Here is a 13,304-nt window from a genome sequence, read left to right as displayed (position 1 = left end):
CCGCAAATCGGCGCGATACGAAATTGGGAAGAGAGCAATGGGTGAGCAGGGCAAGATCGTACAGGCTCCCGAGGATCTGACCGTCCCGGTCCGCGTCCCGGCGGAAGCCTACATCTCCCCGGAATACGCCAGGGCGGAACGCGACAAGCTCTGGCGCAAGGTCTGGCTCCAGGCCGGGCGGCTGGAAGACATTCCGGAAGTGGGCGATTTCATCACGTTCGACATCATCGACGATTCGGTGATCGTGGTCCGCGCCTCCGAAACCGAGATTCACGCTTTCCACAACGTCTGCCCCCATCGCGGCCGCAAGCTGGTCGATACCCCGGCCGGAAAACGCAATGCGCGCGGCACACGTCGCAGCTTCATCTGCGGCTATCACGGCTGGACCTTCGCCTTGGACGGCGCGAACACCTATCTGGAGCATCCGGAGGACTGGCAGGGCCATCTCTGTGCCGGCAAGGCCGACCTGGGTGTCGTCAAGGTCGATACCTGGGGCGGCTGGATCTGGATCAATCTGGACCCCGACGCCATGCCGCTGGCGGACTATCTGCACCCGGCGGCGGGCATGCTCGATCCCTACGGCCTCCAGAACATGCGTCCGCGCTGGCGCAAGTGGGTGGTGTTCGAGTGCAACTGGAAGGTCGCGATGGAGGCCTTTTGCGAGACTTACCACGTCTCCACCACGCACCCGGAATTCATGGAATTCGGCCAGTTTCGCGGCTGGGCCCGCAACCAGGGCCTCCATTCGAACATCGGCTATGACGCGCCGAAGGGGCAGGAGGAAGACTCGGGCAAGCTGCGCCTCGGCGCCGGTGAGGATCCGCGCCTGACCACGGCGGACATGCAGAACTTCACCTGGGCCAACGCCAATACCAACACGACGATGACGCTGGTCGGGGTGGCCAATCGCCTGAAGGACGAACTGCCCGAGGGCACCCCGGCGGCGGAAGTCTCGGCCTACTGGATCGGCACCGCGCGCAAGGAAGATGCGGAACGCGGCGTGGTCTGGGCGCAAGTCGACCCGCAGCACACCGCGCAGGCGGGCACGGCCTGGCAGATCTTCCCGAACTTCCAGATCGGCCACGCGGTCAACAACATGCTCTGCTATCAGGCGCGGCCTTACGGCACCGATCCGGACAAGTGCATTTTCGAAGCCGCCGTCTACGAACTCTGGCCCGAGGGTGAGGCGCCGGAGACGGAGTGGGAATATACCGCTCCCGCAGACTGGCCGCCGGTGCTCCAGCAGGACTTCGCCAATATGGCGGCGGTCCAGCAGGGCATGAAGAACGTCGGCTTCCGGGGCGCCCAGCCCAATCCCTACATGGAGCGCTCGGTAGCGTCGTTGCACATGAACCTCGCCCGGTTCATGGGCTCGGGCGCGCCCGAAACCTACTGAGGTCTCTGCCTTGGATCCGATGCCCCTGGTGCATGTCAGCTGGGCGCTGGCCGACAACGCCGCGCGCCCGGCGTGCGATGCCTTCTTTCGCGAAGTGTTCGGCGCGCGAACCGCGCACGAGATCCTGATTACGCCCGAGACCGAGAAGCTGGGGCTCGACCGCGAGGAAAGTCTGCTCATGATCGGCGACACCATGGTGATCCCGATCGCTCCCGCCGGTTGCGGTGCGCAGGAGGGCAATCCGCTGGGCGACATGCTGCGCCGCTCGGCGGCACCGAATCGCTGGATCGGCATTGCCCTCAAGGCCGGCGATCTGGACTTGGCCGACGCCTGGTTCGGCCAGCGCGGGTTCAAGCGGCACTACGATCCCGGCATGGAAGCGTTCTACTTCCTCGTCCCGCGCGGGCAGGCGATGGGTCTGCGGCTGGAAATCGTGAAGCAGGACATGCCGGGCGATCCGCGCCGCGATTCGGCCTGGCGCCCGGACTGCGAGGATCCGCTGGGCATCGAGGGCCTTCAGGCCATCGGCATTTCCGCGCCGTCGTTGGCAGAGGCGCGCGAATTGTTCCACGGGAAACTTGACTGGCCCGAACTCGGCACCCGCGCCCTGCCGGAGGCCGCCTGCGCGGCCTTCGTGATGGCCGACACCGTGCTGGAAGCGCTGGAGGGTAGAGAAGAGGGCGATGCCGTTGCCGTCCACGCGCGCGAGGTGAAGGGCATCTTCCACCTCGTCTTCAAGGTTCGCGATGCCGGCCGCGCGGCGCAATATCTTCGCGGCAGGGGCCTGCCGCTGATCGGCCGAGTCGCGGACCGCTTCGCCATCGCCCCCGAAGCGGCGCAGGGGCGGTTGATCTGGCTGACCGAAACGACGCCGCAGGGCTACCCCGTGCCGGGATCGCGGCTCCATCGAACCACGGTTCCCGGCTGAACGGGCAGTCCGGCATGTATGGCGAATGCCTTCGGGGGAGAGGCGCCAGGCCCCTGCCCCCTTAAGGATTACTTCGCTTCCGCCAGCAGCTTGGCGGCTTCCGGCGAGGACCAGTCGTTGCCGCCGGTATAGCGCCAGACTTCGCGGCCCTGGCTGTCGAACAGGACGGTGACCGGCAGGTTGCCGCCGTACTGGAAGCCCAGGTCGCCGTTCTCGTCGACCCAGGGCTGGATGTTGTCGAGCTTGCGGCGGCGAAGGATCTCCACGACCTTGTAGGTATCGCCGGTGTCCTCGGAGATCGGCAGGATCTGCACGCGTCCGTTGGGATCCTTGGCCAGGGCCTCCAGGGTGGGCATCTCGGCGATGCAGGGCGCGCACCAGGTGGCCCAGAGATTGATCAGCAGCGGCTTGCCCTTGAGCGACATGAGATCGAGGCTCTCGCCGGTGTTGTCGACCAGCGTCACGTCGGGCAGCGGATCGCCCTTGTGCGAACGGTCGACCTTGCCGGTCGCGGCGGGCTGGGCCGTCGGTGCGGGGCTTTGCGAAGCCTCTTGTTGCGCGTCCTTCTTGCTTTGCCTATCGCAGCCCGCGGCCAGGAGGGCGCCGGCCCCCGCGATGGAACACAGGACGAGCGACTTGAGCGATTTCGAAGACAGCAAGGGTGGAAGCTCCAACCAGATGTGGGGTGGACGGTTCGAAGGTGGACCGTCTGCGATCATGCGCGAGATAAATGCCTCGATCCCCTTCGACAAGGCGCTGTGGAGACAGGATATCGCGGCCAGCAAGGCGCACGTCGCTATGCTGGGTGCCTGCGGGGTCGTTTCTGGCGAGGACGCGATCACCATTCGCGACGGCCTGGACCAGGTCGCGGCCGAGTACGAGGTCTCGGGAGTCCCGGAAAACTGGGACCTTGAGGACATTCACATGACCACTGAGGGCCGCCTTGCCGAACTGATCGGCCCCGTCGCCGGCCGTCTGCACACCGCGCGTTCGCGCAACGATCAGGTCGCAACCGATTTTCGTCTCTGGGTGCGCGATGCCGTCGATCAGGCCGACGCCGGCCTTGAAGCGCTGCAGAAGGCGCTCGTTTCCCGCGCCGGCGAGCATGCCGATTCGATCATGCCCGGCTTCACCCATCTCCAGACCGCGCAGCCGGTGACGCTGGGCCATCACCTGATGGCCTATTACGAGATGATCGGCCGCGACCGTTCGCGGTTCGCGGACGCCCGCAAGCGCATGAACCGCAGCCCGCTGGGCGCGGCGGCGCTGGCCGGCACCGGCTTCCCGATCGATCGCAAAATGACGGCGCAGGCGCTCGGTTTCGATGCGCCGACCGACAACAGCCTCGATTCGGTGTCGGACCGCGACTTCGCGCTCGACTACCTGATGGCCGCCGCGCAGTGCTCGCTGCACCTTTCGCGGCTGGCGGAAGAATTCATCATCTGGGCCAGCCAGCCCTTCGGCTTCGTGGCGCTGCCCGATTCGCTGTCCACCGGCAGCTCGATCATGCCGCAGAAGAAGAACCCCGACGCGGCTGAACTGGTGCGCGGCCATTCGGGCCGGATCGTCGGCTGCCTCACCAGCCTGATGATCACGATGAAGGGCCTGCCGCTGGCCTATTCGAAGGACATGCAGGACGACAAGCCGCCGGTGTTCGAGGCCGCCAGCCTGTTGGCGCTGTCGATCGCGGCGATGACCGGCATGGTCGCCGAAACCCGCTTCCGCACCGATCGCATGCGCGGCGCGGCCGAACTGGGCTTCGCCACCGCCACCGATCTGGCCGACTGGCTGGTGCGCGAAGGCAACATTCCCTTCCGCGAGGCGCACCACATCACCGGTTCTGCGGTGAAGCTGGCCGAGCAGCGCGGCGTCGCGCTCGATCAATTGCCGCTGGAAGACCTCAAGGCCATCGACAGCCGCATCGACGAGCGCGTATTCAAGGCGCTCTCGGTCGAGGCATCGGTCGCCGCGCGTCGGTCGCACGGCGGCACCGCGCCTGAGCAAGTACGCCTGCGCGTGGCCGAAGCCCGGCTCGCGCTCGGTCTGGAGTAAGCCTGATGCGCAAGACTGCCGCCCTGATCCTGCTTCTCGCGCTCTCGGCCTGCGGCCAGAGGGCGGCGCTGGCATTGAAACCGGGGCAGCAGCTTCCGCCCGCGCCTTACGGCCGCGAGCAGAAACCGGGCAGCGCCGAGCTGCTCCAGACGCCGACGCTGGCGATCCCCGAACGCAGCGTCGAACTGCGCACCCGCTCGGAACCACGGGACGACGATCCCTTCGATCTCCCGCCGCCTGAATAGTTTTCAGGCCAAATCGCGTTAGGCCGGATACACTTCCAGGCCGATCAGGCCTTCCAGATACCGAGACATCCATGGACCATTTTGCCCTGACCAACGGCGAGCTTTTCGCCGAAGACGTGCCGCTGGCCGTCATCGCCCGCGAAGTCGGCACGCCCGTCTACGTCTATTCCCGCGCGACCCTGAGCCGCCACGCCCGCGTGTTCCGCGAGGCGCTGGCCGAATTGCCCAGCGTCCACATCGCCTTTGCCGTGAAGTCCAACCCCAACCTTGCCGTGCTGCGCTTGCTGGCGAGCGAGGGCTACGGTGCCGATGTCGTCTCGGAAGGCGAGATGAACCGCGCGCTGGCCGCCGGTATCCCGGCCGGTGACATCGTCTTCTCGGGCGTCGGCAAGACCCGCCGCGAACTGACCGCGGCCGTCAAGGCAGGGATCGGCCAGTTCAACCTCGAAAGCGAGGAAGAGGGCGTCGAACTGGCGGAAATCGCCGCTGAACTCGGCTTGCGCGCCGCTTGCGCGCTTCGCGTCAATCCCGACGTGGACGCCCGCACCCATGCGAAGATCTCCACCGGCAAGGCGGACAACAAGTTCGGCGTCGCCTACGACCGCGCTGGCGGGATCTACGCCCGTCTCTCGGCGCTGCCCGGGCTGGAGATGAAGGGCCTTGCCGTCCACATCGGCAGCCAGATTTCAGACCTCGAACCCTCGCGCCTCGCCTTCCTCAAGATGGGCGAGCTGATGGAGGCGATTCGCGCCGAAGGTCATTCGGTGACTCACATGGATCTCGGCGGCGGCCTTGGCGTGCCTTACAAGGCCAGCGATTCGCTGCCGACCCCGCAGGACTACGGCGCGATGGTCGCCTCGGTGGCGAAGGACTGGGGCGTTACCCTGATGTTCGAACCGGGCCGCGTGATTACCGGCAATTCCGGCGTGCTCGTCACCGAAGTGGTGCGCGTGAAGGAGGGCGTGGTGAACCCCTTCGTCGTCGTCGATGCGGCGATGRACGACCTTGCCCGCCCGGCCATGTACGACGCCTGGCACGACTTTGCGGCCGTGAAGCCCAACGGCGCCACGATGACCGCGAACATCGTCGGTCCGATCTGCGAAAGCTCGGACACCTTCGCCATGGGCCGCGAAATCGACGAAGTCGCCGCGGGCGATCTGGCGATCTTCCGCACGGCCGGTGCTTATGGCGCGACGATGGCGAACACCTACAACAGCCGCGCGCTGGTGCCGGAAGTCATGGTGGATGGCGAAAAGTGGGCGGTGGTGGCGGCCCGCATCGAGCCGAAGACGATCCTGGCGGCCGAAACCGTGCCCGACTGGCTCGCCTGAGCGCCGGCTTCGACAAGCGCCGATCGAACGGATAGGAACGGCACGGCTTGCCGTTCCTTTTCGTTTCGAGGCCCTGTTTCCATGATCGAAAGCCTGCCCCTGTTTCATCGCCTTTCGGGGCGTCCGGTCGTGGTCACCGGGGATGGCGAGGCGGCCGATGCCAAGCGGCGCCTGGTGGAGCGCGCGGGCGGCCGGGTGGTTCGGGACCTGGCCGAGGGCATGGCGGCGGGCGCCCGCATCGCCTTCATCGCCCAGGAGGACGAGACAGCCGCCCAGGCCGATGTCGCGCGCGCGCGCGCGGCCGGGATGCTGGTCAACGCCCCGGATCGCCCCGCGCTCTGCGATTTCACCGTCCCCTCGATTCTCGACCGCACGCCGGTGCTGCTGGCGATCGGCACGGGCGGGGCTTCCGCGGGGCTGGCCAAGCAGCTGCGCCTGCGGCTTGAGGCGCTGTTGCCGCAGTCGCTGGGCGTTCTGGCCAGCGCCTTGCTGGCGGCGCGTCCGGCGCTGCGCGCACGCTTTCCCGACGCAGGGGAGCGCCGGCGGGCGCTGGATGCGGCGCTGGGGCAGGGCGGCGCGCTGGACCCTCTGGAGGACGCGGGCGCGGAGCGGGTGGCCGAGTGGCTGGCCCATGCCCCGCAGGCGCCGCGCGCACCGGTGGAAATCACCCTGCGCAGCGCCGATCCCGAAGACCTGACCTTGCGGGAAGCGCGCTTGCTCGGTTCGGCCGATCTGATCGTGCACGAGGCGGAAGTGCCCCTGGCCATTCTAGACCGCGCGCGCGCCGACGCCGCCCGGCAGTTGACCGGGGCCGACGAGCAATCTTTCGAAATGCATCGCGGACTGGTCGTATCCCTCCGCTTCCCCGCCGCGAACCGGGATTGATCGCGGTGATAGCTCTTGTTCAACAATAGTGTCGAACAATTTGCGCGGTTAAAAACAAGTTTACAATTTCAAGGAATTAACTCATTCAAAGGCGCGGTGTGCGGCAGACTTTGCCCAGTGTGACTTGAGACTACTGCGGCGCAGGAATGGCCGAAGGAACCGGTTTTGCAAATATCCGATGTGACGACTATCAAATTGCCGCAGATCGACTTTGCCAGCCTTCCCGATCTCGCCAGTTTTTCCGACTGCGATCGTCCCACCGCGCTGCACGGCGCGTTGACGGACCGACCCCGCCTGCAAAGCCTGGACGACAACCGCGCCCAGCTGCTTCCCTGCCTTTACGAACTGCATCCGGGAACGTGAACCGGGATGCAGGTGCATGACGACCTGAAGGCGCTTTCGCGCGACGCTGCCGCTTGGGAACAGGGCCAACGGACGCTCGCCCGGACGATCGCGGCGTGGCGGACTGCGCCGGAGGCCGCGTCGGTGCTGGCCGCTCTCGACAGGTTCGGGCGGAAGGAACCTCTCGATTCCTGCGCTGGGCTGGCAGCACTCTTCGCGAAAGTCGGCGATGCTGCCCCCGATCCGGCCCCCGATACGCCCTCCGATCCTGCACGCGAGCTGGTGAGTGGGCTGATGCGCCGGGGATTGGCGGCGCTGGCGGCCCATCCGCTTGGCCAGATGCCGTTTCGCCATGCGCACAGGCAGGCGGCCGATACGCTGCTCCTGGCCCATTCGGGCACTGCCACGCTGGGGCTCGCGGTGTTCGACGGTGCGGCGCTGGCGCGGCAGCCCGCGCCCAGGACAGCGGAATTCGCGCCTGTCGAGACGTGGTTCCGCGTGCTGGCGGGAAGCGGGCGGGGCGACCTCACCACGCGCGAACCGGAAAGCGCCGCCTTGCGCACCGCAGCGCTCGATCTGGTGCCCGGCATGACGTTCCACCGGCATGGCGCGCGGCAGGCCCTGCAATTGCGCGAGGTTTCAGGCAGCCTCGTGGTCTTGCGGCTGCAACGGCTCACTTCGCTCCACGATCCCGTGCGCGAGGTGGCGCTGGGAGACGGCGACTTGCGGTCGCAAGCGGCGCTGACGGCGGAATATAGCCGAATGGACATGGCCATGGCCGCTCTGGCGGCGCTCGGGCGGCAGGACGCGGTTCCGGCGCTCTCGCGCCTGGTCCATGGCCAAGGCCCCGCCGCCCTGCGCTGGCAGGCGCTGCGGGCGATCCTGGCGCTCGATACCCGCGCCGGGCTGGTGCTCCTGAGAACGGTTGCGTCAAGCGATGATCCGGCCTTGTCCGGGCCCGCGCGCGACTTGCACCGCACTTTGGTCGCCCAATGGCCGGAGCTGGAGAAAGTGGCGCAATGGCGCGGATGATGACCATGCGCGACCCGACGAGCGCCTCGCTCGCGGAGTTCGTCGATGCACTGTCGAGCTGGGGGTTCGATCCGCGCGACGACGTGAGCCTGTCCCACGCGGCGAACTGGTTGCAGCGGCTCGGCAATGACCGGACGTTCCTGGGCGACATGCTGATCGACCTGATCTCCGGTCTCGCGCCTGTGCCGGACGGGGCGGACGCGCTGGAAGGGATCGGCGCGCATTCGATCATGCTGGTGACGCCGGGCCAGGGCAATTTCTTCCTCAACGCCCGCATCTGGCCGGCCGAGCAGGACGCGCTCTACCGCGCCAGCGGTCCCGAGGCGCTAGGCTACGGTCAGGCGCACGACCACAACTTCGACATGCTGGCGCTGGGCTATTTCGGGCCGGGCTACGCGGCGGACGAGTTCGAATACGACTACGGGGCGGTGGTGGGATACGAAGGCGAGCCGGTGGCGCTGCGCCCGGCCGGCCGGTTCGTGCTGGCACCGGGCAGCATGGTCCATTACCGCGCGCACCGCGACGTCCATGTCCAGCATCCCCCGGCCTCGCTGTCGGTGGCGCTGAACCTCGTGCATACGCAGGCCGTGCAAGGCTGGATGGACAGCTACGATTTCGATGCGGCGCGCGGCACCGTCACGCGGCTCCACGGCCATGGGCCGAGCGAGAGCTTCCTGCGGATCGCCGTCGCGCTCGGCGGCGGGGAGGCGCAGGATCTTGCGAGCCGGTTCGGCCAGTCCCATCCCAGCGACCGCATGCGCTTGGCTGCTTGGGAAGCGCTGGCTAGCGCAGCCGCGGGCGCCGAGGCGCGCGACGCCGTCTGGCGAGAGGCGGAAGGCTGCGGAAGCCGCCTGGTTGCCGCCGAGGCGCTGCGGCGGCGGGGAGACGACGGCTAGGGCGGCGCCTGTCGCGGACCGTCGGCAGGCGCCGCCCTAGCGCCGGCAGTCTTCAGGCGCCGACGTTCCGGAATGGCGGCCTTGTCAGAACATCCCGCCGACCAGGGCGTCGACGGCGCCTTGCAGGATCACCGCGGCGGCCGCGGAATCGATCCGCGTGGCGCGCTTGGCGCGGCTCATGTCCTGGTCGATCAGGCCGCGCTCGGCGCTGGTGGTGGACCAGCGCTCGTCCCAGAGCAGGATCGGCAGGCCCACCACCGAGAGATTGCGGGCATAGGCGCGGCTCGATTGCGCGCGGGGGCCTTCGGAGCCGTCCATGTTGAGCGGCAGGCCGATGACGATCCCCTTGATGCCGCGTTCGCGGATCAGTTCCTCCATCAGCGCCTTGTCCGCGCCGAACTTGCTGCGCTTCAGCGTCTTGCCGGGGGAGGCGATGCGCCAGCCGGCATCGCAGAAGGCCGTGCCGATGGTCTGGGTGCCCAGGTCGAGGCCCATCAGCGCGCCCCGGTTTTCCGCCAGCGCGGCGCGGTAGTCCAGCGCGTTGGTGGTGATCAATGTGCCTTCTGCCATGCCGCGACGCGTCCTTCGAAATCCGCGCGAAGGTTCGCCCAGAACAGCGTCACGTCATAGAGGTGGTAGTTGTTTCCGGGAAGCACGTAAGGCCCCAGATCCAGCGCCGGCGGCGGTCCGATGTGGAGAAAATGGTCGGATCCGCAGCTGGCCGGGACGGTCGCCTTGGCCAGAGTGCCGGTCCCGGTGCGGAAATCGGGCACCAGCGTGCCGAGATTGGCGGCAGCATCCGCGCTTCCGCCTTCGGTGCCGGTCAGCGGATTGGTGCAGAGGAACGGGCTGGCGGCCACGCTCTGCCCGTCGAGGCCGGTGCGACGGGCGTAGGCGTTTGTCAGCATCTGCGTCTCGGCGGGATCGGCCACCGAAAGCCAGCTTATCACGCAGCCGGTCTGGTCGGAGCGGAGGCACGCGGGCAGGCCCATCCGGGGCAGGTCATGCGCCAGCGAGACCGGCCAGCCGATCACGTAGGCGGCGACGATGCGCTTGCCGAGCGGCTTCCCGGCTGCCCGGTCGCGCAGCACGCGGCGCAGCAGGAAGGCACCCTGGCTATGTCCGGCCACGACGATCGGGCGGCCCGCAGGTACGCTCTTCACGAACTGGTCGAAGGCGGCGAGCACGTCGGAATAGGCCAGGTCGATGGCGCGGTTGGCCTGGGGCGCGGCGGTAAGGAAGGCGCCGATGGCCGCCTGGCGGTAGCGCGGCGCCCAGATCTCGGCGCGATTGAAGGGGCTCGCCATGCCTTTGACGAAAAGTTCTGCGCGGCCCTGCGAGAAGTCATCCGCGAGATCGCCGTTCCAGGCGCTGCGCACGACGAGGCTGGTGGGGTGCACGAAGAACACCGCGACCGGCAGGGGGCTGGCCGGCTTCTCCACGCCCGGCGGCAGCCAGCGCGCGGGATCGTCCTTCATGTCGGGCCGGGCGATCCACATCTTCGAATCGCGCCAGGCTTCCGGCCCGAGGGTATCCTTGGGGGCGTAATCCACCGTGGGCACGAAGGCAATTTCGGTCAGGTCTTCCGACCAGAGCCGCATGGCCGCAAGCAGGCCGATGGCGAGGATGACGAGAATGGCGATGACGTAGAGGAACTTGCGGGCCATGGTTCAGGATCTCGCCCGAGCGTGGCGGCGGGTCAAGCCGAAGCCTCCAGGCCGGCGGCAGTCTTGCCCCCGCCGTTGCGATCCGCCTCCCGTTCGAGCCAGATCTTGATCATCGCCACCAGCGGATCGGCCAGTGCCAGCCCGAGCAGGCCGAACAGGACGCCCATGATGAGCTGGGTCGCCAAGACCAGCGCGGGCGGCAGGTCCACGGTCTTGCGGGCGATCATCGGCACGATCAGGTAACCGTCGATCAGGTGGATCAGCAAGTAGACGACGATGGTGTAGAGCCCCATCTCGTACCCGCCCGAGAAGCCGACCAATATCATGATCATGCCGGAAATCGGCGCACCGATGTTGGGCAGGAAGGCGAGCATGCCGGTGATGAGCCCAAGCAGGACCGCCATCGGCACGCCGTAGAATTGCAGCATCGCCCAGGTGAACAGGCCTTCCACGGTCATGCCGATCAGACGGCCGAACATAAGGCGGCGCAGGGCCTGGCCCATCATCTCCACCGTCGTTTCGAAATGATCGCGCCTGTCTATGGGCAGCATCCAGCCGACGCCGCGCTGGTAGAGCCGGGGTTCCAGGGCAAAGTAGATGCCCAGCACCAGGATCAGGAACAGGGTCGTGACCACCCCGATCAGCCCGCCGACCACGCGCGTCACTTGCCCGATCCCGCCAAGCGCCTCTTGCGCCATGCCGCGCAGTTCGGTGATGCGCGGCTGGATGCCATGGGCGTGAAGCCAGGTGAGGCCGTGGCGGAACTGGCTTTCGATCGTTGCGGGCAGCTCGGCCGCCTGCATGGCGATCTGACTGCCGGCAAAGCGCCCGACCCAGAGCAGGAACAGCAGGGCCAGGAGCAGAACCATGCCCACGCGCAGTCCGCGCGGGATCTTCAGCACTTTGCCGATCAGGCGGGCGCCGCCGTCGATGAGGGCGCCGAAGACGATGCCGCCGAAGATGACGAGCAGCGATTGCGCCAGGAATACGGTGAGCGCCAGAAGCGCCGCCATCCCGATCCACACGAAGGCCTTGCGGGCTTCGGTGCGGATCAGCGGATCGGAAATGTCGGTCGGACCGGCACGCTCGGCAAGATCGGCTCCTGCCTCCCGTTCCGGCCCCGTCGCCATCAGTTCGCGGCTCCGGAGGCCATGCGCGGCTGGTCGGCGCCGGACGGCCAGGTCTTGGAGGGATCCACGGGCGGACGCAGGCTGGTGAAGGCGCGGCCGGGGCGCAGCGCGCTCCACCAGGTCAGCGGGTTCCAGCTCTGTGTGCCGTCGAGAGAGAATGTGATGAATTCGGCCCGTCCGCCCACGTCGGACAGCGGCACGGGACCGCCGAGGCCGCCGCCGGGCTGGCCGAACATGTCGGTTTCGAACGGCGCCCGGCTGTCGGCCGAACGGTCGCGATCGTCGCCCATCAGGAAGACGTGACCTTCAGGCACCCTGACCTCCCCGTAATTGTCCAGTTCCTGGTTCAGATAGTCGATCACCTGATAACTGGCGCCGTTGGGCAATGTTTCACGGTAGGTCGRCATTTCGTAGACGCTTCGGCCACTGGGCAGGCGGGTGCGGAACTGTTCGAAGCCCTCGTAGCAATGGCCGGGCTCGGCATCGCCCTCGCAGGTCAGCGAATCGTCGGCGGCGATGCGGACGGGCGGCACCATTTCACGCGGCACGAAGCGGCCGTTGAGGCGGATGCGGCCGTCGATCACGGCGATGCGGTCTCCGGGCAGGGCGACCACGCGCTTGATCAGGTCGGCCTTGCGGTTGCCGGGCACGACGATGACGATGTCCCCGTATTCCGGCGTCCGGCCCAGCAGGCGCCAGGTGCTGCGCGGCAGCAGGTGGAAGCTGATCGAGGACCAGTTCCAGCCATAGGGATATTTGGAAACGACCAGCCGGTCGCCCACCAAGAGCCCGGGCATCATCGAGATCGAAGGGATGTAGAACGGCTTGGCGATGAAGGAATGGAATGCCAGCACGCCCAGCAGCATGAGCACGAGGCCGCGCAGCTCCTGGAACCAATTGACCTTCTCCGCGACCGGCGGGGCCTGAAGGGGCGCCGGGTTCACGGTCGGCTTGGGCTGTTGGATCATGTCCCGGGGATACTCGCCGTCAGGATTGGGGGAGGGGGCGTGCTTCGATGACCACGAAGGCCTGTGCCCATGGATGATCGTCCGTGAGCGTGAGGTGAACCACGGCCTCGTGTCCGGCCGGAGTCAGGCTGTCCAGCCGCAGTTTCGCGCCGCCGGTCAGCGCCAGCGTCGGCGCGCCCGAAGGGGCGTTGACGACGCCGATGTCCTTCATGAACACGCCCGCCTTGAAGCCAGTGCCAACGGCCTTGGAGAAGGCTTCCTTGGCGGCGAAGCGCTTGGCCAGCGTGCCGGCAACGGTGTGGGGACGGCGCGCCGCCTTGGCACGCTCCACATCGGTGAAGACGCGCTGGAGGAAACGTTCGCCGAATCGGTCGAGTGAGTTCTGGATCCGCTCGATGTTGCAGAGGTCGGAGCCGAGGCCGATAATCATGA

General features: G+C 67.4%; 15 protein-coding genes. 9 read left to right on the top strand and 6 right to left on the bottom strand.

The features are described from left to right. Nucleotides 1-37 precede the first annotated feature (37 nt). Together AB4Z00_RS15075 and AB4Z00_RS15070 are read left to right on the top strand one after the other, a co-directional pair. Complete coding sequence (locus AB4Z00_RS15075; RefSeq protein WP_442046436.1) at nt 38-1,396, top strand: aromatic ring-hydroxylating oxygenase subunit alpha; 1,359 nt, start codon at nt 38-40, stop codon at nt 1,394-1,396. A 19-nt stretch (nt 1,397-1,415) separates the two neighbouring features. Further along, nucleotides 1,416-2,324, top strand: coding sequence for a glyoxalase (locus tag AB4Z00_RS15070; RefSeq protein ID WP_442046518.1), 909 nt, complete (start codon nt 1,416-1,418; stop codon nt 2,322-2,324). Between the two features lie 68 nt (nt 2,325-2,392). Here the strand turns inward: AB4Z00_RS15070 and AB4Z00_RS15065 are convergent, their stop codons facing one another. Then, nucleotides 2,393-2,983: a TlpA family protein disulfide reductase gene (locus AB4Z00_RS15065; protein ID WP_132268029.1), complete on the bottom strand. Its 591-nt coding sequence runs from the start codon at nt 2,981-2,983 to the stop codon at nt 2,393-2,395. 19 nt (nt 2,984-3,002) lie between these two features. Between AB4Z00_RS15065 and argH the strand changes: the two genes are divergently transcribed. From argH to AB4Z00_RS15030, 7 genes are all read left to right on the top strand, one after another. Beyond that, nucleotides 3,003-4,376 carry an argininosuccinate lyase gene (gene argH, locus AB4Z00_RS15060; protein WP_132268714.1) on the top strand — a complete coding sequence of 458 codons (1,374 nt, stop codon included), beginning with the start codon at nt 3,003-3,005 and terminating at the stop codon, nt 4,374-4,376. 5 nt (nt 4,377-4,381) lie between these two features. Then, the gene (locus tag AB4Z00_RS15055; protein WP_132268031.1) at nt 4,382-4,621 is read left to right on the top strand and encodes a hypothetical protein; all 240 of its coding nucleotides are present in this window, start codon (nt 4,382-4,384) and stop codon (nt 4,619-4,621) included. Nucleotides 4,622-4,692: 71 nt separating this feature from the next. Beyond that, a complete protein-coding gene (gene lysA / locus AB4Z00_RS15050; protein WP_442046435.1) occupies nt 4,693-5,952 on the top strand; it encodes a diaminopimelate decarboxylase in 1,260 nt (419 codons plus the stop codon). Nucleotides 5,953-6,033: 81 nt separating this feature from the next. Further along, on the top strand, nt 6,034-6,837 hold the full coding sequence (locus AB4Z00_RS15045; protein WP_442046434.1) for an NAD(P)-dependent oxidoreductase: 804 nt from the start codon (nt 6,034-6,036) through the stop codon (nt 6,835-6,837). Nucleotides 6,838-7,002: 165 nt separating this feature from the next. Beyond that, on the top strand, nt 7,003-7,200 hold the full coding sequence (locus AB4Z00_RS15040) for a hypothetical protein (protein ID WP_442046433.1): 198 nt from the start codon (nt 7,003-7,005) through the stop codon (nt 7,198-7,200). A gap of 6 nt (nt 7,201-7,206) precedes the next feature. After that, the gene (locus AB4Z00_RS15035; RefSeq protein ID WP_442046432.1) at nt 7,207-8,211 is read left to right on the top strand and encodes a hypothetical protein; all 1,005 of its coding nucleotides are present in this window, start codon (nt 7,207-7,209) and stop codon (nt 8,209-8,211) included. After that, complete coding sequence (locus tag AB4Z00_RS15030) at nt 8,211-9,107, top strand: transposase (RefSeq protein ID WP_442046431.1); 897 nt, start codon at nt 8,211-8,213, stop codon at nt 9,105-9,107. Before AB4Z00_RS15035 ends, AB4Z00_RS15030 begins: the two co-directional genes overlap by 1 nt. A gap of 84 nt (nt 9,108-9,191) precedes the next feature. Here AB4Z00_RS15030 and ruvX read toward each other — a convergent pair whose 3' ends face one another. Genes ruvX through acpS form a run of 5 tightly spaced genes read right to left on the bottom strand, consistent with a single transcriptional unit; the run spans nt 9,192 to nt 13,302 of the window. After that, on the bottom strand, nt 9,192-9,677 hold the full coding sequence (gene ruvX / locus AB4Z00_RS15025) for a Holliday junction resolvase RuvX (protein WP_134093813.1): 486 nt from the start codon (nt 9,675-9,677) through the stop codon (nt 9,192-9,194). Then, nucleotides 9,659-10,774, bottom strand: coding sequence for a DUF3089 domain-containing protein (locus tag AB4Z00_RS15020; protein WP_314468308.1), 1,116 nt, complete (start codon nt 10,772-10,774; stop codon nt 9,659-9,661). The genes ruvX and AB4Z00_RS15020 overlap by 19 nt, the downstream gene beginning before the upstream one ends. Nucleotides 10,775-10,806: 32 nt before the next feature. Continuing rightward, nucleotides 10,807-11,904, bottom strand: a complete 1,098-nt coding sequence (locus AB4Z00_RS15015; RefSeq protein ID WP_132268046.1) for an AI-2E family transporter — start codon at nt 11,902-11,904, stop codon at nt 10,807-10,809. Further along, nucleotides 11,904-12,872 (bottom strand): signal peptidase I, encoded by a 969-nt coding sequence (lepB, locus tag AB4Z00_RS15010; protein WP_442046430.1) that lies wholly within the window; start codon nt 12,870-12,872, stop codon nt 11,904-11,906. The genes AB4Z00_RS15015 and lepB overlap by 1 nt, the downstream gene beginning before the upstream one ends. A 19-nt stretch (nt 12,873-12,891) precedes the next feature. Beyond that, nucleotides 12,892-13,302 carry a holo-ACP synthase gene (gene acpS / locus AB4Z00_RS15005; protein WP_134093816.1) on the bottom strand — a complete coding sequence of 137 codons (411 nt, stop codon included), beginning with the start codon at nt 13,300-13,302 and terminating at the stop codon, nt 12,892-12,894. Nucleotides 13,303-13,304 lie beyond the last annotated feature (2 nt).

The sequence above is a fragment of the Novosphingobium sp. YAF33 genome (genome assembly GCF_052113265.1).
Lineage (GTDB): Bacteria > Pseudomonadota > Alphaproteobacteria > Sphingomonadales > Sphingomonadaceae > Novosphingobium.
This window is presented reverse-complemented; position numbering and strand designations above follow the sequence as displayed.

Coding starts and splice junctions, on each gene's coding strand:
- AB4Z00_RS15075 (WP_442046436.1), top strand. CDS start 38: ATGGGTGAGCAGGGCAAGATCGTACAGGCTCCCGAGGATCTGACCGTC.
- AB4Z00_RS15070 (WP_442046518.1), top strand. CDS start 1,416: ATGCCCCTGGTGCATGTCAGCTGGGCGCTGGCCGACAACGCCGCGCGC.
- argH (WP_132268714.1), top strand. CDS start 3,003: ATGTGGGGTGGACGGTTCGAAGGTGGACCGTCTGCGATCATGCGCGAG.
- AB4Z00_RS15055 (WP_132268031.1), top strand. CDS start 4,382: ATGCGCAAGACTGCCGCCCTGATCCTGCTTCTCGCGCTCTCGGCCTGC.
- AB4Z00_RS15045 (WP_442046434.1), top strand. CDS start 6,034: ATGATCGAAAGCCTGCCCCTGTTTCATCGCCTTTCGGGGCGTCCGGTC.
- AB4Z00_RS15035 (WP_442046432.1), top strand. CDS start 7,207: ATGCAGGTGCATGACGACCTGAAGGCGCTTTCGCGCGACGCTGCCGCT.
- AB4Z00_RS15030 (WP_442046431.1), top strand. CDS start 8,211: ATGACCATGCGCGACCCGACGAGCGCCTCGCTCGCGGAGTTCGTCGAT.
- ruvX (WP_134093813.1), bottom strand. CDS start 9,677: ATGGCAGAAGGCACATTGATCACCACCAACGCGCTGGACTACCGCGCC.
- AB4Z00_RS15020 (WP_314468308.1), bottom strand. CDS start 10,774: ATGGCCCGCAAGTTCCTCTACGTCATCGCCATTCTCGTCATCCTCGCC.
- AB4Z00_RS15015 (WP_132268046.1), bottom strand. CDS start 11,904: ATGGCGACGGGGCCGGAACGGGAGGCAGGAGCCGATCTTGCCGAGCGT.
- acpS (WP_134093816.1), bottom strand. CDS start 13,302: ATGATTATCGGCCTCGGCTCCGACCTCTGCAACATCGAGCGGATCCAG.